The sequence below is a fragment of the Methylocapsa sp. S129 genome (genome assembly GCF_009765995.1).
Lineage (GTDB): Bacteria > Pseudomonadota > Alphaproteobacteria > Rhizobiales > Beijerinckiaceae > Roseiarcus.
Genome location: NZ_LMUI01000042.1, coordinates 496,644 through 516,466, shown reverse-complemented (window position 1 = coordinate 516,466; position 19,823 = coordinate 496,644). Strand labels below are relative to the sequence as shown.

Sequence of the window (19,823 nt, the reverse complement as noted above, 5' to 3'; positions counted from 1 at the left end):
GCTCAATTCTCCAGGTTCTTGCCGACGACGCGGACAAGGAAGAAAGCGACGATATTGGCCAGAACAACCGCCACGATGCCGCCCGCCGAAGCGCCGCCGACGTCATAGCTGTGTTGGGCGAGTTCGTAGACGAGGAACGGAATATTGGTGGTGGACGGCCCGCCGTTCGTCGTCACGTAGATTTCGGCGAACACGCTGAGCAGGAAGATCGTTTCGATGAGGATGACGACCGTCATGGCGCGCGCGATATGCGGCAGCACGATATAGAAGAAGAATGGAATGGCTCCGACGCCATCGAGGGCGGCGGCTTCCTTCTGCTCTTCGTCCAGGGATTGCAGCGCCGTGAGCATGATCAGACTGGCGAACGGCAGCCATTGCCACGATACGATCAGGATCACGGAAAGCATCGGGGCGTTGGTAAACCAATCGATCGGCGTCAACCCGACGGACTGCGCGAGCCATGCGAAAAGTCCGGAGACCGGATTCATCAGCATGTTTTTCCAGATCAGGGCGCTGACGGTCGGCATGACGAAGAATGGCGCGATCACCATCAGCCGCACGATTGACTGGCCGTAAATCTGCTGATCCATCAAAAGCGCGACGAGCGTTCCGCCAACGACGCTGATGACCAGCACGGATCCGACGAGGACGAGCGTATTGCGCAGCGCTCCCAAGAAGTCGGGATCCGAAAGAAAGTCGATATAGTTCTGGAGTCCGATGAAGCTGCGGGAATCGGGATCCGTCAGGATGAAATGCAGGGTGGAAAAATAGATCGTCATCACCAGCGGCACGATCATCCAAAGGAAGAGGAGGATCACCGATGGCGCCACCAGGAGGCGGCCCGCTGTCGTTGTCTGTTGCGTCGCCATGACCAGAATCCCTTGACCGATCTTTTAGCGGCGGCGCGATCTTAACGCCGCTGCGCCGAAGAGATACATCTACCCGATTGCCCGGCTCCATCTGAAGCCGACAAAACTATTGCGTGCAAAATCCTTCGGTATCGCGCCTCTCGCGGCTCCCCTCCCCGCGAACGGGGAGGGGGTAAGGGACAGGGAGGATTGCCCCTCTAGTCGCCACGCGACTTTCTCGAGGTGCGCTTCCGCGCCTTATTTGACGTAACCGGCCTTCTTCATCGCCGATTCCGTGCTGGCCTGCGCCGCGGCCAAGGCCGCGTCGACCGTCTCAGTCCCAGCCAATGCCGCCGAGAACTGCTGGCCGACGTTGGTGGCAATGCCCTGGAATTCAGGAATGGCCACGAACTGCACGCCAGTGTACGGCACGGGCTTCACGGTGGGATGCGTCGGATCGGCCGCGTCGATCGAATCCAGCGTCATCTGAGCGAACGGCGCTGCCTTCAGATAGTCGGCATTCTTGTAAAGCGAGGTGCGCGTGCCCGGAGGAACGTTGGCCCAGCCTTCCTTGCCGGCGACCACTTCGGTATAATGCTTGCTCGTCGCCCAGGAGACGAACTTCTCGGCGTCGGCCGTCTTCTTGGAGCCGGCGGGAATCGCCAGCGACCAAGCCCACAGCCAATTGCCGCGCTTGCCAAGGCCGTTGTCCGGCGCGAGCGCGAAGCCGACCTTGTCGGCGACCTTGGACTGTTTCGGATCGCTGACAAACGAAGCGGCGACCGTCGCATCGATCCACATGCCGCACTTGCCGTCGTTGAACAGAGCAAGGTTCTCGTTGAAGCCGTTTGAGGAAGCGCCAGGAGGACCGTCGGCCTTCATCAGCGGAACGTAGTAATCCAGCGTCGCTTTCCATTCCGGCGTGTTGAATTGCGCATTCCACTTTTCGTCGAACCAGCGCGCGCCAAATGAATTGGCGGTTGCGCTGAGGAAGGCCATGTTCTCGCCCCAGCCCGCCTTGCCGCGCAGGCAGATGCCATAAACGCCCGCGGCCTTGTCGGTCATCTTGTCTGCAGCTTCCTTGATGAAGGTCCAGGTCGGCGCGTCGGGCATTTTGAGCCCGGCCTTGTCCATCAGATCCTTGCGATACATCACCATCGAGCTTTCGCCGTAGAACGGCGCAGCGAACAATTTGCCATCGACAGTGAGGCCGGAGCGAATGGCGGGCAACAGGTCGTCGACGTCATAATCGGCGCCGAGATTGTCGAGCGGCACGAGCCAGCCCTTCTTGCCCCAGATCGGAACCTCATAGGTGCCGATGGTCAGAACGTCGAACTGGCCGCCTTTGGTGGCGATGTCCGTCGTCACCTTCTGGCGCAGGGTGTTCTCTTCGAGCGTCACCCAGTTGAGTTTGATGTCTGGATTCTTGGCGGTGAAATCATCCGTGAGCTTCTGCATCCGGATCATGTCGCCATTGTTGACGGTGGCGATCGTCAACGTCTCCGCATAGGCGGACAGCGAGAACCCAGCCAGGGCGCAAGCCCCGAGCAGGCTCTTCATGAGAACCTTCATGTCGTTTCCTCCATTGGCAATGCCTGAGCATTTGCTTGTCGTGCGGGCGAATATTCAGCCGAAAGCTTGCGAAGAGTCAACAGTAAATCGTCGCTGCAGCGCAATATTTGCACTGCAACAAGTCACTAAATGGCTGATATAATTATCATTAATCACTATATTTGCTCATCGTTGCAGCAAATGCTCAGCGGTTGCTTCATCGGTGACCAGGCCGGAAATCAGCTTACCGGCGAGCGCGCCGCGAAGCGCGGCGCGGCGCGACACGCCCATGGCGACGCCGATCATCAACCGATTGGTCGGTCGCAGCGGCGCGCTGGCCACGCGATCGTTGATCGATCCCTCGAGGAGGCGTCCACGCGAATCGAAAGCCCAGCCGGTGATCTCGCCGACTGCCCCCGCCTCGCGTAAGCCTTCGGCTTCCTCACGCGTGACGATGCCGTCCTGAACAAGCGCCGCATTATCGCTGACGGCGCCGACGCCCACGAAGCTGACGTCGGCGCGCTCGATCAGCGCAAGCACGCTGCGCACGGATGGGAGGCTGGTCAGCAATTGGCGCTCCTCAACCGAGCGCGCAATGACGGGAAGCGGCATCGGATAATGAGGCGCGCGAACGGTGTCGGAAACGCGAATGATGACATCGTAGAACGAAGCCGATCCGTCGATTTTGGTGGTGCCCACCAACGCCACGAACTTATGTTGCGGACATTCCATCGCCGGCAATTGGTCGGCGACCGCCCGCATCGTACGTCCCGTGCCGATGCCGATGATGGCGGGCTCGGGATTGCGCAGCCAGCGCTCCAGTTCCGCCGCAGCGACCTGGGCGATGCCCAGCGTCGAGGACGTAGAAGCCGGATCGGTCGGCGCGACTTCGCAAAAGCGCAGATCGAATCTCATTTTCAGCGCGGCGCCGAGTTCGAGACATCGCGCGATCGGATGATCGAGCCGGACCTTGATGAGGCGCTCGCTGATCGCCAGCGAAACCAGACGTTGCGCCGACTGGCGCGAAATGCCGAGCTTGCGGGCGATCTCGTCTTGCGTATTGCCCGCGACGTAATAGAGCCAGCCGGCGCGGGCCGCCTCGTCAAGCCTGCCGTCTTCCGCTTCGGTCTTCCTGGCCATTGCACCGTCAACCTATTCTCATAGCGGCCGCGCGCAGCGTCCCACCTGGCGCGTCAACGAAGCGAAGCGGAATTGGCCTGATCCTCGCGCAGACGCTGCGCGATTATTTCCGGCAATTGACTCATATCGCTGAAAATCAGCAAGGCCCCCGCCCCTTTGAGGCGCTCGCCTTGCGCCGCGCCCGGAGAAAAGTGGCTTCCCCCGACAAAGCCAAACACGTCCATTCCCGCGCTGACCGCCGCGAGGACGCCGGGCGCGCTGTCTTCGATAACGAGGCATCGATCGGGCGAAGCCCCCATCTCATGCGCCGCGTGAAGAAACAGGTCCGGGTGCGGCTTGCCGCGCGGCGCCATGGTCGCCGAAAAAATATGAGGCTCGAATAGTCCGCCATAACCCGCGACGGACAGCGCCAGCCGAATGCGCTCGGGCGGGCTTGAAGACGCGACACAGACCCGGCAGTGCAGGCCTTCGACGGCTTGCCTGACGCCCTCGATACCCTTCAACTCGCTCGCAAAGCGCGCCAGAATATCGCGTGAAAGGTCGTTGCGGAAATCGGCAGGCAGCGCGCCAGCCAAATCCGCCTCGGCTTTTTGCACAATGGAATCAAGGCTAAAACCAAGGAACCGATCGATCGCCTGCGCATGAGTGAGCGGCAATCCAGCCTCGCCGAGCGCTTGGCGCGTTTGTCCCAGCGCGATCAACTCGCTGTCGACAAGCACGCCATCGCAATCGAATATGACGAGTTCAGGCCATTGCATGACTTTTGCGCGTCCCGCCTCCCTATGGGCGCGCACGCTAACATGACAGCGCCGTAAATGACAAACATCTGCCCGTATCATGGTCAAATGCTCACTCATCGCGCCGTCGACGCCGTGCAAGACAGCTCACGAGGCCATAATTTCACGGATGCCTCTTTCCGCCCCCTGCATCAGATCGAAAGCGCGGCGCTTCCTGTGATGAAAGCGCGCGATTTCGCCGCCCTGCGGCATGATTTCGTCCGACAGCCGCGACATCGCCGACATGGCCGATCCCATATCGTGTTTTCCCGCCGCGACCGCGCCGAGCATGGCCGCGCCCAGCAATACCGGTTCGCTCGTCTCGGGCGCTCCGACGGGCTTGCCCGTCGCGTCGGCGATGATCTGGCGCACCAGCGGACTGCGCCCGGCGCCGCCGCTCACGACCAGCATATCGAACGCATAGCCGCCCGCCTCCAATGTGCGGATGATCTGCGCGACGCCATGCGCAAGTCCGGTAAGCGCGGCGACGTAGAGTTCGAGAGCGCTCGCGCGATCGGCGCGCAAATCGAGGCCGACAAGGACGCCGCGCACGTTGGGATCGGCCAAGGGCGAACGATTGCCGAGGAAATCGGGCAGGACGTGAATGTTTTCGGCGAGCAAGGCCGCACGCGACAATGAACCGGCCCGCGCGAGAATATCCCGCTCCATTTCTTCATAGGCGTTGTCGCCTGCGCGCTGCGAGGCGTCGGAAAAGGCGGGGTGCCGACGCATCAGGCGATCGATCGCTGCGCCAAAAGCCGATTGACCGCCCTCGGTGAGCCATCGATTGGGCGTCAACGCGGAAAAATAGGGCCCCCAGACGCCATCGACAAAACGTGGCTGATCGGAAACCGCCATGCAGCAAGCCGATGTCCCCAAAATAAGCGCAAGCCTGGTGCTGGGGTCGGCGTGGGCGCCGCCCAGACTCGCCGACAGCGTGCCCACCGCCCCGGCATGCGCGTCGATCAATCCCGCGCCAACCTTGACGCCCGCCGGCAGACCCATCGCGGCGGCGGCCTCGGGAATCAGTCCGTCGCCAAGCGGCGTTCCCGGTTCGACGACATCGGCGCCGATCCGCGCAAAGCCGTCCGAGGCCAGATCCCGCAAGCCCAGACTCTCGAAGAAATCGCGGGCCCAGCGGCGTTCATGCGCGAGATAAGTCCACTTGCAGGTCAGCGTGCAAACCGAGCGGCGACGGGAGCCCGAAGCGCGCCAGGTCAGGTAATCCGTCAGGTCGAAGAAATGGCCGGCGCGCCTGAATGTCGCCGGCATATGTTCGGCGAGCCACATCAGTTTGGGGACTTGCATCTCCGGCGAGATTTTTCCCCCGACATAGCGCAGGACTTGGTGGCCGCCGCCGTTGATCCGATCGGCCTCGCCCGTGGCGCGATGATCCATCCAAACGATCACGTCGCGCTGCGCGTCGCCGCTCGGGCCGACCGGCAGCGGGGCGCTTGTGGCGTCAAGCACGACAAGCGAACATGTCGCGTCAAAACCGATGCCGGCGAAAGCCTCCTGCGGCAAGCCCGAAGCGACGACGGCCTCGCGCACGGCGCCGGTCGTCGCCCGCCAGATGTCCTCCGACGATTGTTCGACAATCTCGCCCGCTTCGCGCCAGATGGCGATCGGCCTCTTGGCGCTGGCGAGCAATCGCCCTGCGCCGTCGAACACACCCGCGCGCGCGCTGCCTGTGCCGACATCAACGCCGATATACGCTTCGCCCATGCGGTTCCCGCCCATTTCGATTGCCTTACAATCCCATTATGGGCGTTGCTTTGGCAAGGACGGCGGCGGCAATTATCTGGCGAGCGGAGACGCGACGAAAGCCGACCGAACCAGCGGCGGCGGCGAATGGGCGTCGCTCAATGTTTGGCCCGCCAAGATCGGGAGTACCGGTCGGCTCGAACTATGAATTCTGGCGGAACCGCCGCAGCCGCCTTTTGGTCAGGCGTCCGCCATCGCGGGATAGTCCGTATATCCCTTCTCGCCGCCGCCGTAGAGCGTTTCCTTCGCGACTTGATTGAGCGGCGCGCCGACGCGCAGGCGTTCGACCAGATCGGGATTGGCGATGAAGGGGCGCCCGAACGCGATAAGATCGGCGTCGCCCCGCTCGATCGCCTCGATCGCCATAGTCCGGTCATAGCCATTGTTGGCGATATAGGCGCCACGGAAAGAATGGCGCAGAGCGACGAAATCGAAGGGATGATTGTCGCGCGCGCCGCCAGTGGCGCCCTCGACGACATGGATATAGGCAAGCCCGCGCGCGCTCAGCTTTTCGACGAGTTCGCCAAACAGCGCGGTCGGATTGGAATCCTGGATGTCATTGGCGGGGCTGACCGGCGCAAGCCGGATTCCGACGCGCGATTTGCTCCAGACTTTCGTGACCGCATCGACAACTTCCAATGCGAAGCGCGTGCGGTTCTCGATTCCTCCTCCATACGAATCGTCCCGCTTGTTGGAGCCGTCGCGCAGGAACTGGTCGATCAGATAGCCGTTGGCGGCATGAACCTCGACGCCGTCGAAACCGGCCTTTTTCGCGCTTTCCGCGGCATGCGAATAATCGCTGAGGATATGCGCGATCTCGTGCGTCTCCAGCGCGCGCGGCTCGGACACTTCCGTAAAGCCCGATTCCAGAACCGTCTTGGTTTTGGCGCGGATCGCAGAGGGCGCGACGGGCGCTCGTCCGCCCGGTTGCAGTGAAACATGCGAGACGCGCCCGACATGCCAGAGCTGAACGAAAATGCGTCCCCCCGCCGCATGAACGCTGTCCGTCACCTTGCGCCAGCCCTCGACCTGCGCCTGGCTGTAGCTGCCCGGCGTCCAGATATAGCCTTGGCCCTGCTGGCTGATTTGCGAAGCTTCGGAGATGAGCAGCCCGGCGCTCGCGCGCTGGCGATAATAGAGCGCATTGAGATCGTGCGGCGCGTCGGTCCCACGCGCCGCGCGATTGCGCGTTAGCGGCGCCATGACAATCCGGTTGGGCAATTCGAGATCGCCAAGTTTGAAGGGCGCAAACAGCGCGGCGGCGTCATCACTCATGGAAAATCCTTCTCTGTAAAGTCATGCTGGAAGCGTCAGCAGGCCGGCGCCGCCGCTATCCAGGCCGAAAGCCAGGCGAGCGCCGATCGCATCCCAGATCAGAGCGGTAACGGCGCCGTCGCCCACGCGTGGTTCGCGCACGAGAATCTCGGCGGCGTCGCCGAGCCGGCAAAGCAGGATGAAGCCGTCCTCATAACCGACCGCGACGACCAGCGTGCGCGGATGGAACGCAACCTGCGAAACCTTGGCGGCGCGCACGCCGCATTCGCGCGGCGCCTTGCCCATTGGTCCATCCTTGTCGCGGAACGGCCAGACGATGCAGGCGTCGGCGCCTGATGTCGCAAGCCAATGACCGTCATGCGACCAGGACAGCGAACGGGATTTCTTGGGATAGCCGGACATGCGCATGTTTCTGGCGTCGCTGATGCGCCAGCCGTGCAGGCTATTCTCCTGCATCGACGAGACGACGAAGCGGCCGTCCGGCGACGCGACGACATCGAGATGCGATCCCTTCCATTCGAGCAAGGACGGCGACGCCGCAGCATTGGGGAACCAGAGCGAGACGCCGTTGTAATGGCTCAGCGCGAGGCGATAACCCTTGGGCATGAAGCAAAGGCCGCGCACTGTGGTCGGCGCCGAATAGGCCTTGACGGCGCCCGCGCTGTCGCGGACGCGAACCTCGCGCCCCGCCCCCCAGGCCACATTTCCCGCGCGCATCGCCAAAGCATCAATCCAGCGGCCTTTCTCATGGGCGATCTCGCGCATGGCGCCATCGGCCGATGTCGCGACGACCCGCCCGTCATCGCCGCCCGTCACCAGCAGCTTGCCGTCGCTGACCGCCGACAGAATCGCGCCGCCGGGATGAGCTGCGATGCGGTTCGCTGATCCGGGCTCGCCGAGCACAGCGACGCCGTCACCCAGCGCGAACACCGGCGCCTCATCGAGAAAGCCGACGGCGGTGACATGCGCGCCGGCGTCGAAGAACTGGACGTTCTTCGTGAGCGAGGAAGTGGGCTCGGTCATGCTTACGCCGCGCAGGCGAGGAAACCCTTACGGATATCCTCTTCCTTCAAGTCGCGCCCGATGAAAACGACTTTCGACTCGCGCTTTTCGTCCGCTTTCCATTCGCGCTGCGGCTCGCCGTCGAGCATCATATGCACGCCCTGGAAGACGAAGCGCTTGGGGTCGTCGGCGAAAGCGACGATGCCTTTGCAACGCAGGATATTAGGGCCCTGCGCCTGCGTGAGTTCGTTGATCCAGGGCATGAACTTGCCCGGATCGACGTCGCCGTCGAGCCGCACCGAGATCGATTGCATGTGCTCGTCGTGATAATGCTTCAGCCCGTGGCCATGCGCGTGATCATGGTGGTGATGATCGTGGTCATGATGGTCATGGTCATGATCGTCGACTTCGAGGAAATCAGGTTCGATTTCCATGATGCGGTCGAGATCGAAAGCCTTGCGCTCCAGCACGTCGGCGATCGCCACATTGCAACGCTCGGCGCGGTGCAGCTTGGCGTAGGGGTTGATCGCGCGAATGCGCCCCTCCACTTCGCGCAATTCGGCTGGCGAGACGAGGTCGGTCTTGTTCAGAACGATGACGTCGGCAAAGGCGATCTGATTTTTGGCCTCCGGCGCGTCGCGCAATCGCGCCGCCAGCCATTTGGCGTCGGCGACGGTGACGACAGCGTCGAGCCTGGCGAGATTTTGCACATCCTGGTCGACGAAAAAAGTCTGCGCGACGGGCGCGGGATCGGCAAGGCCGGTCGTCTCGACGATGATCGCGTCGAAACTGCCCTTGCGCTTCATCAGACCTTCGATGATGCGGATGAGATCGCCGCGCACGGTGCAGCAGATGCAGCCGTTGTTCATCTCAAAGACTTCCTCGTCGGCCCCGACGATGAGTTCGTTGTCGATCCCGATCTCGCCAAATTCGTTGACGATCACGGCGTAGCGCTTGCCATGCGGCTCGCTGAGGATCCGGTTGAGCAACGTCGTCTTGCCGGCGCCGAGATAGCCGGTGAGAACGGTGACCGGGATTTTGTCCTGGGCGGCGGCGGCGCGGACGGCGGAAAGGGAATTGGAATCATTCATCGGTCTTGAATCCTCCTGGCGCCCGGTCAAGGCAGGCGCAAAGCGCCCCCGATATAGGCCGGCTTTGGCGAATTGATAAGAGGCCGACTGGCATTCACAGCCAGCCCGACAATTCCCGCTGGACCACGTTCTGAATGACGCGAACGCCTTCCGCGCTGTCATTGAGGCAGGAAATAGCCGCAAATTTCTCGCCGCCCGCGGCGCGGAAATAACCGGCGTTTTCAACGCCGATTTCCTCGATCGTCTCCAGGCAATCGGCTGCGAAACCCGGCGTTACGATGGCGAGGCGTTTGATTCCACGCGCCGCCAGGGCCTTCACCGTCACATCGGTATAGGGCTGCAGATATTCGGTCGGCCCGAAGCGCGACTGAAAGGTCAGTTGGAACCGCTCGGGCGACAGACCGAGCGCTTCGCGCAGCAGCCGCCAGGTCTTGGCGCAATGACAATAATAGGGGTCGCCTTTGTCGAAATAGGTGCGCGGTATGCCGTGAAACGAGGCAAGGACGACCTCGGGCTCGAAATCGAGCGCCGCGAGCCCGGCGCGAACCGACTGCGCCACGGCGCCGATATAGACGGGATCGTCGAAATAAGGCGCCGCGACCCGCAATGTCGGCTGCCAGCGCATCGTTTTCAACGCGTCGAACGCCTTGTCGCAGACGGTCGCGCTGGTCGCGGCGCAATATTGCGGATAGAGCGGCACAAGGAGGATGCGATCGCAGCCCGCCGCGCGCATGGCGCCGAGGCGCTCGCCGATCGCCGGCTTGCCGTAGCGCATCGCCCAATCGACAAGGCAGCGCCCCGCCGGATCGCGCCCGGACTGGCCCAACGCATCGACGAGTTTCCCGGCGGTGGCGCGGGTAATGGTTTTCAGCGGGCTTTCGTCAAGCGCCTTGTTCCAGATGGCTTTGTAGTCCTTCCCCTTCACCTGCGGGCGCCGCGACAGAATGCCCAGATTGAGGATCGGCCACCATATCAGGCGATTGGTCTCGATGACCCGCCGGTCCGACAGGAACTCCTTGAGATAGCGGCGCACCGACCAATAATCCGTGCCCTCGGGCGTGCCCAGATTGACCAGGAGAACGCCGATGCGCCCGCTTTTGACGGCGGGGTGCCCGGCGGGCCTCTGGCCGCGAAAAGCGTCCGGCGATGCTGGCGCGTTCATGGCCAAGCCCTTTGTGCGGCGTTGAAAGTAATCCCCTCCGGCGCCAGGCGGAAGAAGGAATCGAGCGTGAGGCTCAGTCCGGCTTGAAATTCATCGCGACGCCGTTGATGCAATAGCGCAAATGCGTCGGCGCCGGCCCGTCGTCGAAGACATGGCCGAGGTGAGAGCCGCAACGCGCGCAATGCACCTCTGTGCGCGTCATGCCATAGCTGCGATCGACCGTCGTCTCCGTGGCGCCAGGAGCGGGATCGTTGAAGCTCGGCCAGCCGGTGCCGCTCTCGAACTTGGTTTTCGCAGTGAACAGCAGGGAATCGCAGCCCGCGCAAAAGAAGCTGCCGGCGCGCTTCTCGTAGTTGAGCGCGCAGCTTCCCGCTCGCTCGGTTCCGTGCTCGCGCATGATGGCGAATTGCTCGGGCGTCAGGATTTTGCGCCATTCCTCATCGGTGTGGGTCACAGCAAAATTTTCATGTTTCATGATCGCGCCTCCTCAAGGCATTGTATCTGGACGGCTCCCCCTTGGGAAACGGCCCCTGCGGCTTAAGCGGGAAGCTGATCCGGCGCCGCGGCCTCGCTCGCTATAAATTGGGCGCGCGCCAGCGAAGAAAAAAGGCCCTGGCGCGCAATAAGATCGTCAAACGAACCCGCCTCAACCACGCGTCCATGATCAAACACGAGGATTTGATCGGCGCGGCGGATCGTCGCGAGGCGATGGGCGATGATGAGGGTCGTGCGTCCGTGCATGGCGGCCTCAAGCGCCTCCTGCAACTGGCGCTCGGTGTTGGCGTCGAGCGCGCTGGTCGCCTCGTCGAGGATCATGATCGGCGGGTCTTTCAGCAACGCCCTGGCGATAGCGAGGCGCTGACGCTCGCCGCCCGACAGATTGCGGCCGCGCTCGCCCACAGGCGTCGCCAGGCCCATCGGCTGACCCGCGACGAAGGCGCTCGCCTGCGCGCGATCGAGCGCGGCGGCGATCTCGGCGGCGCTAGCGTCCGGCTTGCCGATGCGCAAATTCTCCTCGATCGAGCGCGCGAACAGAAACGGCTCCTGAAAAACCACGCCGATATTGTTGCGCAGCGATTGCAGCGTCATATCCCTGATATCAAGGCCATCGATCAGGATAGCGCCCTTTTGCGGATCGAAGACGCGATGCAGCAGGCTGAGCGTCGTCGATTTGCCAGAGCCCGTCGCGCCCACCAACGCGATCGTGCGCCCGGCCTCGGCCGTAAAGGACACATCGCTCACCGCCGCCTGCGCGCCCGCATAGGCGAACGAAACATGGTCAAAGGAAACCTTGCCCGTCAGGCGGCCGACATCAACCGCCCCGGGCCGCTCGGCGACATTCGAATGCGTATCGAGCACTTCGAAGAATTGCGCCAGTTTTGGCGCCTGCGTCACTGTCATATTGACGAAGGCGACGTTCTGTTCGAGCCTACCGATCAGCGTCGTCGCCAGACTCATGAACGTGACGATCTCGCCGATCGTCGCCAGGCCCTCGATGTCGAGCCAGATGCCGGTGACGAAAATGGCGAGCAGGGTCAGCGTCGCGCTCGCCCGCGTCGCCACCGCCGCGACGGCCCACCAGGAAAGGACCGGAAGCTGCGCGCCGAGCACGCGATCGATCAGGGAACGCAGCGCGCGCGCCTCTTCCTCGATCCGCGTGAAACTCTGGATGACCGGCACATTGCCGAGGACGTCGGAGACTCGTTCGGCAAGATCGGAATGCAGCCGATCGACGCTTCCCTGCAGGCCTTGCGTTTTCCGCAGGACGAAATTCATCATCAGCCCGAACGCGACGACGAGGGCGAGCAGCATCGCGCCGAGGCGAGCGTTGATCAACAGGGTCATCGGCAACAGGATCGTCAACGCGACGAAACCCGCGCAATGTTCTCGCAGGAAAGACTGCCAAAGCGCCATCTGCGCCGTGGCGCCTTCGATCATCACTTTCAGCAGGCGTCCGGAATGGGCGCCGGCGTGAAAGCCAGTCGGCAGGTGCAGGACGTGGTCGAAATAGGCCGCCATCGCCGAGAGGCGCTGGCGATGCGCGAGGCGATCGGCATGCAGCGCGACGAGGACCCCCGCTCCGATGGTGAAAAGCGCGAAGACGACCCAGGCCGCCAGCAAAGGCAGGATATCGAGCCATCGCGGCGCAGCGCCCGCCCGTTGGGCGTCCGCCAGCCGGTCGACGATGCGGCCAAATAGCACCGGCTCGGCAAATTGCGCTGCGGCAAGCCCCAGATTGGCGATGACGAGCGCGACCGCCACGCCTTTTGCGGCGCTCAATTGTCTGAGAACGCGCGCGTAAAGGCTGAGAAAGGACATGGCCGATGAAAGAAGTTCGAGGGAGAATGGCGGCCCGCCTTATCGGTCGGGTCTAATAAGGCAAGCGCGTTATCGCCCGCTTACATCCCGGCGCCAAGCAGGAATCGACGACAGCCCCGGATTCCCACGCATTCGCCAAGGGCTAGACGCGCTGCGCGAGAATACCTTTCGAAAGTGTTGAAATGTCGTCATTTTTTTCAATATTTCGGGCGTTCTAAAACGAGACGGCGGAACCCTGGCGCAGCTAACTAGCCTTTTACTCAAATGCGACAGATTCGCGTGGTCAGTCGCGTTGAGTGGTTGTGTAAATGCATATTTCCCGTGCCGGGGCGTCCGGCCAACCCGCCCAGATTCAGGTATCGCGTACTGGGAGCGGTCTGGCTCGACGCCCCGTCATCGGCGCGGCGCCGCGCGATGCGATCATCGTCGGCGATTGCATCGAAGAACTCGAAAAGCTCCCCCCCGCAAGCGTCGATCTGGTCTTCGCAGACCCGCCTTACAATCTGCAGCTCGAAGGCGCCTTGTCACGCCCGGACCAGAGCCTTGTCGACGCCGTCGACGACGATTGGGACAAATTCGCCAGTTTCGCCGACTATGATTCCTTCACGAGGCGATGGCTCGGCGCCGTGCGGCGCGTGATGAAGCCCGACGCGACGATTTTCGTCATCGGCTCCTATCATAATATTTTTCGCGTCGGCGCGATCATGCAGGATCTCGGCTTCTGGATTCTCAACGACATCGTCTGGCGCAAGGCCAATCCGATGCCCAACTTTCGCGGCCGGCGCTTCACCAACGCGCATGAGACGATGATCTGGGCGGCGCGCGGCGCCGAAGCCAAGAGCTACACCTTCAATTACGAAGCGCTGAAAGCGGGCAATGAGGATTGCCAGGCCCGCTCCGACTGGTTCCTGCCGATCTGCACCGGCGCCGAACGACTCAAAGACGCCGCGGGCCGCAAGACCCATCCGACGCAAAAGCCCGAGGCGCTGCTGGCGCGCGTCCTGCTCGCCGCCTCGAATGCCGGCGATCTCGTGCTCGATCCGTTTTTCGGCTCGGGCACCACCGGCGCGGTCGCAAGGCGCCTGCATCGCTCCTTTATCGGTCTTGAGCGTGACGAGACTTACGCCGACGCCGCGCGGGCGCGCATCGACGCGGTCGAGCCCCTGCCGGCCGACGCGATCGCTCTGGCGCCGACGCGCCGCAGCGAGCCGCGCGTCGCCTTTTCGAGCGTCATCGAAGCCGGGCTCATCCGCCCCGGCGAGCATCTGATCGACTCGCGCCGGCGTCACGCCGCTCTGGTGCGCGCCGATGGCGCATTGACGCTCGGGCCAGCGATCGGCTCGATCCACAAGATCGGCGCGCTTGCGCAAGGGTTGCCGGCCTGCAACGGTTGGACTTACTGGCATGTCGAGCGCGCTGGCTCGCTGATGCTCATCGACGACATGCGCACCAACATACGCGCAATGATGCGCGAGGCGGCGGAATAGCGCCTCAACCCCCGCGCGAGTTGCAGGAGCGGAGCCCCCACCCTCAAGCGCGCTTGCGCTCGTTGTGCTCCTTGAGCCAGGCGGCCGAACTGTTGGCGATCCACGCCCGCGCGTTGGCTTCCGTTTTGAAGCCGCCAATTCGCAGCTCTTTCGCATCCGGAAGTGTGACGAGCACGTACCATTCCGGCAGAATTTTCCATTCCACCGGCTCAAATTTCACTTCGGATTTGGCTTTAGGCATCCCTCTATTATGCCGCCGAAGCGACGATCTGACTAGGGTCGAAATCGCAGCAAGTCCGCACAACGTCGCGTCGCGCCAAGGGCGCCTGACCACGCCCTTTCATTGAGCGTTCATCGAGCTTATGTTTTAATGACGTGGCTGGGGGCAATACGGAGGTCATCCATGTCACTGCGAAGTTTAGCGAGCCGCTCGGTCGCCGCCCTTACCGGCGCCGCGATGCTCGCGCTCTCTTTGAACCCGGCGGCGGCTTTCACCCTTTCTGGGCCGTCTCTCGGCCAATCCGTCGCATCCGCGCAGATCGACAAGGTCTGGTGGCGGCATAGTTGGGGTTGGGGGTGGGGACCGGCGGCTGTCTTTGGCGGCTTGGCCGGCGGCGCGCTCGTCGGCTCCGCCCTGGCCGGACCAGGCTATTACGGCTATGGACCGGGCTATTATGGGCCCGGCTATTACGGGCCTGGACCCTATTATGGCGGATGCTGGCGTCGCGTCGCCGATTACTATGGGCGCCCGTTCTGGACGCGCGTTTGCTGAGAACGCGGCAAGACCGGCATTTGCGGCCGGCTGGATTGTAGCGCCTCCATCGACAAGAAGGCCGCCGGCGTAACGGCCGGCGGTCTGCAGGGTATTTTTGATTTTACTAATCAACTACGGATAATTTGCCCAAGGCTCCAAAAGGACGGGGAAAGAAGACCGACAAGAATGCTATAACCGGCTTGAGCGGTCGGGGCCGGGGCTCGCAGGGGCACAGGCGCCACAATCGAAATTGATGGTCGGGGAAGGCGCGTCGGGGCTTCTCCATGGAGCCCCGACGCTCCCGGCTCGCGATGCGCAGGGAGGACAATGCGCTCATCGCCGCGGCTCGGGTCGTTGTGTTCAATCAAGTCTTGCGGCCGCCCCGCGCCGCACGCCATCCCAATGTGCTAACGCAGGACTCAACGGACCGGAAGCAATCCATTTGAACCGCGATTGTTCAAAAATGTGCATCCGCCGGTCAGCAAGCTGTCGGAGCCGCTGCTTCCTCAAACGTCTTCAGCGTCTCGCGGCGGAGCCCGCGGGTCCAAAGCTCGCTTCCATTGCGCGGCGCCGCGACGACCAGGACTGGAATGGCGCAACCTTTTGGGCAATCCTGCGTTTGCATCAGCGGGCTTCATCAGGAGGCCGCCAGGAATTGGGAGGGGTGGACCATGTTATCGAGCCATTTGATGAGCGGCGCCATGACCGCGCTGGCCGCCGGCGCAATGATTCTCGCCGCTTCAACCGCGCAGGCCGCGATGTCGCCTCCGCCTTCCGAAGCCTATGCCGCATCGGACGTCCAATTGGCGGCGGGCGGTTGTGGCTATGGCAGCCATCGCCTCCTTTTCGGCGGGGGCTGCAGCCGGCGAGCCTACAACAAAGAACAGCGCGATTATATGAGAGACTTGCGGCCATGCGGCGTCGGCATGCACTCGGAGTCCTTCCCAAGTTCGCAGGGATATCGCTGCGTGTTCAATCGGCGGTATTAGGCGTTCAGCTCCCAGAAACAAGCCGTCGGGGCGACATGATGCGACGCAGCAAAGACGGGATGCGAGTCTCAGCGTCATTATGAATCGGGCGGCCGACCCGCCCGACGTCCAAGATTAAGAAATCGCCCGCCTCAACTCCAGGCGTGCAGCGGCGGGTCGACGCCGTTCAGGAAATAGTTCCCGAGAATGGCGTATTTCCAACGCACGGGATCGTGCAGCGTATGCGTGCGCGCATTGCGCCAGTGCCGGTCAAGATTGTGCACGGCGAGGGTCGAACGCGTGCCGGCCAGTTCGAACAGCTTGTTCGTCGCCGCGAGCGCAATCTCGGTGCTGAACACTTTGGCTTCCGCCACGGCGATCTGGGCCTCGGCCACCGTTTCGGCGGTGGGATTCTCCACCGCGCGGTCGGTGGCGAGCCCCGCCTTGTCGAGAAGCGCCTCGGTGGCGTGCAGCCGTAGCTTCAAATCGCCGATTGCCTGGATCGTATAGGGGTCCTGCCAGGCGTGCTCGACGCCGCTATCGATCCACGCGCGGGACTTGGTGCGCACAAACGCGATGGTCTCGTCGATCGCCGCGCGGGCGATGCCGGTATCGACCGCCGCCTGGATGATCTGGAAGATCGCGCCGTCCGCAGTCGGGTGGTCGTAGCCCTTATAGCCCGGCACGAGATGCGTCTTCGGCACTTTGACATTGTCGAGCAGCACGGTTCCGCTCAACGTGGTTTTTTGGCCGAAGCTGGACCAATCGTCGATCACCGTGAGGCCGGGCGCTTTGCGATCGGCGATCGCGTACCAGGCGCGTCCCTCATCATCGAGGGCGACAATCGGAACAAGATGCGCGAGCAAGGCGCCGCTTGCATAAAACTTGCGGCCGTTGACGATCACGTGATCGCCGGCGTCGGTGAATTTCGTTTCGAAATCGGCGGCGCGCTTGGAGCCAAACTCAGAAAAGGCGTTGCCGAATCGCACGCCCTTGAGGACTTCGGCAAACAGCAGCTTCTGCTGCGCCTCGTCGGACACGGTGCGAATGGCGGCGACGACGCCAAGATGGTTTTGCGGAATCTGCCCCAGCGACGGATCAGCCGCCGAAATGATCGCAATCACTTTCGAAAGGGTGACATAGGAGAGCTCAGGGCCGCCGAATTTTTTCGGCACATTGATCGACCACAGGCCGCTCTGCGAGAAGGCGTCGAGTTCCTCGACGGGCCATTTCCTCGTCAAATCCCGCTCCGAGGCGCCCTCGGCGAATTGTTTGGCGAGGCGTTCGGCGACAGCGATCGCCTCGGCGTCGTCCTTGATCACATGGGCCGGCTGCGACGGCCGGGCGACGCCCGGAACGCCTTCGAGCCTCGTCAGATTTTTCGTATCATCGGCTTTGAGCGGAATCGTCATAAGGATCTCCTTAAAAAGCTTTGTCAGGCGGCCGGCGCCATAGGTTCGGCGGCGCGCGGATGGGTCGGCGCGCCATCGGTCGAGACTCGGCTTTCGCCGAGGTAGAAGGCCTTGACGTCGTCGCGCTCGCGCAGCGTCGCCGCCGGGCCCTCCAGCACCGCGACGCCGTTCTCCAGCACCGTCGCACGGTCGGCATATTGAAGCGCGACCGTGGAATTCTGCTCGGCGACGAGGATCGACAGCCCTTCCGATTGGTTGAGCGATTTGAGCTTGCGAAAAATGTCGCGCACGATCAGCGGCGCCAACCCCATCGAGGGTTCGTCAAGGACGAGAAGGCGCGGCCGTGACATCAGCGCCCGTCCGATCGCGGTCATCTGCTGCTCGCCGCCGGAGGTCAGGCCGGAAATCTCCTTCCGCTTCTCCCTGAGACGCGGGAAGAGCGCATAGACCCGCTCCAGATCGCTCGTGATTTCGGCGCGGCTCGAACCGCGGCCGATTCCGCCGGTGACGAGGTTTTCCTCGACATTCAGCGAGCGGAAACAATGGCGCCCCTCCAGCACTTGCACGAGGCCGCGCCTGACGAGTTCGGCCGGGCTGGTGCGCGATACATCGAGGCCCTCGAATAGAATCGAGCCGCCGGTAATCTGGCCGCGCTCGGCCTGGAGCAGGTTTGAAATCGCCTTGAGCGTGGTTGACTTGCCGGCGCCGTTCGCGCCAAGCAAGGCGAGAATCTCGCCGCGCCGGACCGTCAGGCTGACGCCGTGGAGCGCGACGATCGAATGATTGTAGATCGCCTCGAGACGATCGACGACGAGCTGGATTTCATCCTGCGCCATGAGACGTAAGGCTCCTTCGTCTTCTCCCTCCCCGTACTGGGGAGGGAGAAGAGGTTAGCGCGACTTCAGTTGCTCGCCGCTTCCGCGTCGGCCGGCGTGCGCAGCTTGATATTGTGCTCGGCGGCATAAGCGGTGGAGGATTTCTCGATGATCGGGCGCAAGAGAGCCCAGTCCGGCGCGATCCAGTCGGACACGACGTTCCATTTCGCGCCGTCCCATTGCTGGAAGGTCACGCGGCCGTCGCCTTCATGGTTGTCCCACGTAACGTTGATCGAATGGAACAGGTCCTTGGCGCCCAGCGCGGCGACGCGCGCCTGGTCGAGTTGCAGATGTTCGAATCCCCAGCGCACTTCATCGCCGGTGAGAGTGCGGTTGCCGAACTTCTGCTGCGCAATGCGGATCGCTTCGACATTGAGGATGCCGTTCACGATGCCGAGATTGTGATAGACGCTGCCAATGCGCTTCTTATCTTCGAGATTGCCCTTGCCGGCGCCGTAGACCGTCTTGATAATCTCCTGCAGCACGGGATATTGAGCGCCCGAGGCCTGGGTCGTGATCGCGACATAACCTTTGGCGGCGTCGCCAGCCGGGATCACGTCTTCTTCCGAATTCGACCAGACGTTGCCTACGATATGATCGGCTGGGAAGCCGGTCTTCTGGGCCGTTTTCAACGCCACCGGATTCATCACGCCCCAGCCGCGCAGCACGACATAGTCGGGTTTTTCGCGACGAATGGTCAGCCATTGCGACTGCTGTTCATTGCCCGGATGCGGCACTTCGATCTGGTCGACGGTGAAGCCGAACTTCTGCGCCAGCAGCTCGTAGATCGGGATCGTCTCCTTGCCATAGGGCGAACCGTGATAGAGCACGACGATCTTCTTGCCTTTGAGCTTGTCGACGCCGCCTTCCTTGCTGGCGATATAATTGATGATGCCGGAGCTCTCGCTATAGGGGTTCAGCAGCAGCGGGAAGACATAAGGAAACACCCGCCCGTCGGTGGAATCGGTGCGGCCGTGGTTGATCGTGATCAGCGGGATTTTGTCCTGCGTGATGCGGTCGATCATGGCGTAGGCGATGCCGACTGAGAGCGGATTCCAGGCCGCGATCGCCGGATGGCTCTTCTGTCGCTCGTAGCACTCGACGCCGCGCTCGACCTCATATTGGGTCTCGCATTCGTCCCAGGTCAGCTTGACGCCATTGACGCCGCCGTCGCGGATGTTGATCAGGTTCAGATAGTCGATGAAGCCGCCGAAGAAGCCGGTGCCGCCGGCGGCGTAAGGGCCGACGCGATAGCTCTGCAGCGGAAAATATTGTTCGTCGGCGCTGGCCGAGGCGGCGAGCGGTATCGCGAACGAGACAGCCAGCGCCGCCGAAAGCGCGGCTTTGCGAAGGTTTGAGAGATAGGACACGGGAGGTCTCCGGGGGTTGCAAGAGTTGA

Annotated in this window: 18 protein-coding genes; 3 read left to right on the top strand and 15 right to left on the bottom strand. The window is 62.7% G+C overall.

The features are described from left to right. Positions 1-2: 2 nt before the first annotated feature. The 11 genes from GSQ90_RS23065 to GSQ90_RS23015 form a co-directional block, all read right to left on the bottom strand. Positions 3-869, bottom strand: a complete 867-nt coding sequence (locus GSQ90_RS23065) for a carbohydrate ABC transporter permease (protein WP_158817236.1) — start codon at positions 867-869, stop codon at positions 3-5. 237 nt (positions 870-1,106) lie between these two features. Beyond that, positions 1,107-2,408: a sugar ABC transporter substrate-binding protein gene (locus tag GSQ90_RS23060; RefSeq protein ID WP_246731736.1), complete on the bottom strand. Its 1,302-nt coding sequence runs from the start codon at positions 2,406-2,408 to the stop codon at positions 1,107-1,109. Between the two features lie 177 nt (positions 2,409-2,585). Continuing rightward, the gene (locus tag GSQ90_RS23055) at positions 2,586-3,539 is read right to left on the bottom strand and encodes a sugar-binding transcriptional regulator (RefSeq protein WP_158817232.1); all 954 of its coding nucleotides are present in this window, start codon (positions 3,537-3,539) and stop codon (positions 2,586-2,588) included. Positions 3,540-3,592: 53 nt separating this feature from the next. Next, on the bottom strand, positions 3,593-4,297 hold the full coding sequence (locus GSQ90_RS23050) for an HAD family hydrolase (RefSeq protein WP_158817231.1): 705 nt from the start codon (positions 4,295-4,297) through the stop codon (positions 3,593-3,595). A gap of 126 nt (positions 4,298-4,423) precedes the next feature. Next, positions 4,424-6,040, bottom strand: coding sequence for an FGGY-family carbohydrate kinase (locus tag GSQ90_RS23045; RefSeq protein ID WP_158817371.1), 1,617 nt, complete (start codon positions 6,038-6,040; stop codon positions 4,424-4,426). 219 nt (positions 6,041-6,259) lie between these two features. Beyond that, a complete protein-coding gene (locus GSQ90_RS23040) occupies positions 6,260-7,354 on the bottom strand; it encodes an alkene reductase (protein ID WP_158817229.1) in 1,095 nt (364 codons plus the stop codon). A 21-nt stretch (positions 7,355-7,375) separates the two neighbouring features. Continuing rightward, positions 7,376-8,377, bottom strand: coding sequence for a WD40 repeat domain-containing protein (locus GSQ90_RS23035; protein WP_158817227.1), 1,002 nt, complete (start codon positions 8,375-8,377; stop codon positions 7,376-7,378). Positions 8,378-8,379: 2 nt separating this feature from the next. Beyond that, complete coding sequence (locus GSQ90_RS23030) at positions 8,380-9,447, bottom strand: GTP-binding protein (RefSeq protein ID WP_158817226.1); 1,068 nt, start codon at positions 9,445-9,447, stop codon at positions 8,380-8,382. A 94-nt stretch (positions 9,448-9,541) separates the two neighbouring features. Then, positions 9,542-10,609 (bottom strand): ferrochelatase, encoded by a 1,068-nt coding sequence (hemH, locus tag GSQ90_RS23025; protein WP_158817224.1) that lies wholly within the window; start codon positions 10,607-10,609, stop codon positions 9,542-9,544. Between the two features lie 73 nt (positions 10,610-10,682). Continuing rightward, positions 10,683-11,084, bottom strand: a complete 402-nt coding sequence (msrB, locus tag GSQ90_RS23020; RefSeq protein WP_158817222.1) for a peptide-methionine (R)-S-oxide reductase MsrB — start codon at positions 11,082-11,084, stop codon at positions 10,683-10,685. Between the two features lie 62 nt (positions 11,085-11,146). After that, entirely contained in the window at positions 11,147-12,928 is a 1,782-nt protein-coding gene (locus GSQ90_RS23015; protein ID WP_158817221.1) for a glucan ABC transporter ATP-binding protein/ permease, read from the bottom strand. A gap of 308 nt (positions 12,929-13,236) precedes the next feature. Here GSQ90_RS23015 and GSQ90_RS23010 point away from each other — a divergent pair, with 308 nt between their 5' ends. Next, positions 13,237-14,415: a site-specific DNA-methyltransferase gene (locus tag GSQ90_RS23010; RefSeq protein ID WP_158817219.1), complete on the top strand. Its 1,179-nt coding sequence runs from the start codon at positions 13,237-13,239 to the stop codon at positions 14,413-14,415. 43 nt (positions 14,416-14,458) lie between these two features. On the opposite strand, the gene GSQ90_RS23005 is transcribed toward GSQ90_RS23010, so the two are convergent. Continuing rightward, positions 14,459-14,656: a hypothetical protein gene (locus tag GSQ90_RS23005; RefSeq protein ID WP_158817217.1), complete on the bottom strand. Its 198-nt coding sequence runs from the start codon at positions 14,654-14,656 to the stop codon at positions 14,459-14,461. Positions 14,657-14,818: 162 nt separating this feature from the next. Here GSQ90_RS23005 and GSQ90_RS23000 point away from each other — a divergent pair, with 162 nt between their 5' ends. Beyond that, a complete protein-coding gene (locus GSQ90_RS23000) occupies positions 14,819-15,187 on the top strand; it encodes a hypothetical protein (protein ID WP_246731723.1) in 369 nt (122 codons plus the stop codon). Between the two features lie 671 nt (positions 15,188-15,858). Then, positions 15,859-16,158 (top strand): hypothetical protein, encoded by a 300-nt coding sequence (locus tag GSQ90_RS22995; protein WP_158817215.1) that lies wholly within the window; start codon positions 15,859-15,861, stop codon positions 16,156-16,158. 131 nt (positions 16,159-16,289) lie between these two features. Here the strand turns inward: GSQ90_RS22995 and GSQ90_RS22990 are convergent, their stop codons facing one another. From GSQ90_RS22990 to GSQ90_RS22980, 3 genes are all read right to left on the bottom strand, one after another. Then, positions 16,290-17,549 carry an SfnB family sulfur acquisition oxidoreductase gene (locus GSQ90_RS22990; RefSeq protein WP_158817213.1) on the bottom strand — a complete coding sequence of 420 codons (1,260 nt, stop codon included), beginning with the start codon at positions 17,547-17,549 and terminating at the stop codon, positions 16,290-16,292. A 23-nt stretch (positions 17,550-17,572) separates the two neighbouring features. After that, positions 17,573-18,385 carry an ABC transporter ATP-binding protein gene (locus GSQ90_RS22985; RefSeq protein ID WP_158817211.1) on the bottom strand — a complete coding sequence of 271 codons (813 nt, stop codon included), beginning with the start codon at positions 18,383-18,385 and terminating at the stop codon, positions 17,573-17,575. Between the two features lie 65 nt (positions 18,386-18,450). Continuing rightward, positions 18,451-19,794, bottom strand: coding sequence for an ABC transporter substrate-binding protein (locus GSQ90_RS22980; RefSeq protein WP_158817210.1), 1,344 nt, complete (start codon positions 19,792-19,794; stop codon positions 18,451-18,453). Between the last annotated feature and the right edge of the window lie 29 nt (positions 19,795-19,823).

Bases quoted from the DNA above. Each gene is read 5' to 3' on its own strand.
- GSQ90_RS22995 (WP_158817215.1), top strand. From the start codon at position 15,859: ATGAGCGGCGCCATGACCGCGCTGGCCGCCGGCGCAATGATTCTCGCC.
- GSQ90_RS23015 (WP_158817221.1), bottom strand. From the start codon at position 12,928: ATGTCCTTTCTCAGCCTTTACGCGCGCGTTCTCAGACAATTGAGCGCC.
- GSQ90_RS23055 (WP_158817232.1), bottom strand. From the start codon at position 3,539: ATGGCCAGGAAGACCGAAGCGGAAGACGGCAGGCTTGACGAGGCGGCC.
- GSQ90_RS23005 (WP_158817217.1), bottom strand. From the start codon at position 14,656: ATGCCTAAAGCCAAATCCGAAGTGAAATTTGAGCCGGTGGAATGGAAA.
- GSQ90_RS23050 (WP_158817231.1), bottom strand. From the start codon at position 4,297: ATGCAATGGCCTGAACTCGTCATATTCGATTGCGATGGCGTGCTTGTC.
- GSQ90_RS23060 (WP_246731736.1), bottom strand. From the start codon at position 2,408: ATGAAGAGCCTGCTCGGGGCTTGCGCCCTGGCTGGGTTCTCGCTGTCC.
- hemH (WP_158817224.1), bottom strand. From the start codon at position 10,609: ATGAACGCGCCAGCATCGCCGGACGCTTTTCGCGGCCAGAGGCCCGCC.
- GSQ90_RS22990 (WP_158817213.1), bottom strand. From the start codon at position 17,549: ATGACGATTCCGCTCAAAGCCGATGATACGAAAAATCTGACGAGGCTC.
- GSQ90_RS23065 (WP_158817236.1), bottom strand. From the start codon at position 869: ATGGCGACGCAACAGACAACGACAGCGGGCCGCCTCCTGGTGGCGCCA.
- GSQ90_RS23040 (WP_158817229.1), bottom strand. From the start codon at position 7,354: ATGAGTGATGACGCCGCCGCGCTGTTTGCGCCCTTCAAACTTGGCGAT.
- GSQ90_RS23030 (WP_158817226.1), bottom strand. From the start codon at position 9,447: ATGAATGATTCCAATTCCCTTTCCGCCGTCCGCGCCGCCGCCGCCCAG.
- GSQ90_RS23010 (WP_158817219.1), top strand. From the start codon at position 13,237: ATGCATATTTCCCGTGCCGGGGCGTCCGGCCAACCCGCCCAGATTCAG.
- GSQ90_RS23045 (WP_158817371.1), bottom strand. From the start codon at position 6,040: ATGGGCGAAGCGTATATCGGCGTTGATGTCGGCACAGGCAGCGCGCGC.
- GSQ90_RS22985 (WP_158817211.1), bottom strand. From the start codon at position 18,385: ATGGCGCAGGATGAAATCCAGCTCGTCGTCGATCGTCTCGAGGCGATC.
- msrB (WP_158817222.1), bottom strand. From the start codon at position 11,084: ATGAAACATGAAAATTTTGCTGTGACCCACACCGATGAGGAATGGCGC.
- GSQ90_RS23035 (WP_158817227.1), bottom strand. From the start codon at position 8,377: ATGACCGAGCCCACTTCCTCGCTCACGAAGAACGTCCAGTTCTTCGAC.
- GSQ90_RS23000 (WP_246731723.1), top strand. From the start codon at position 14,819: ATGTCACTGCGAAGTTTAGCGAGCCGCTCGGTCGCCGCCCTTACCGGC.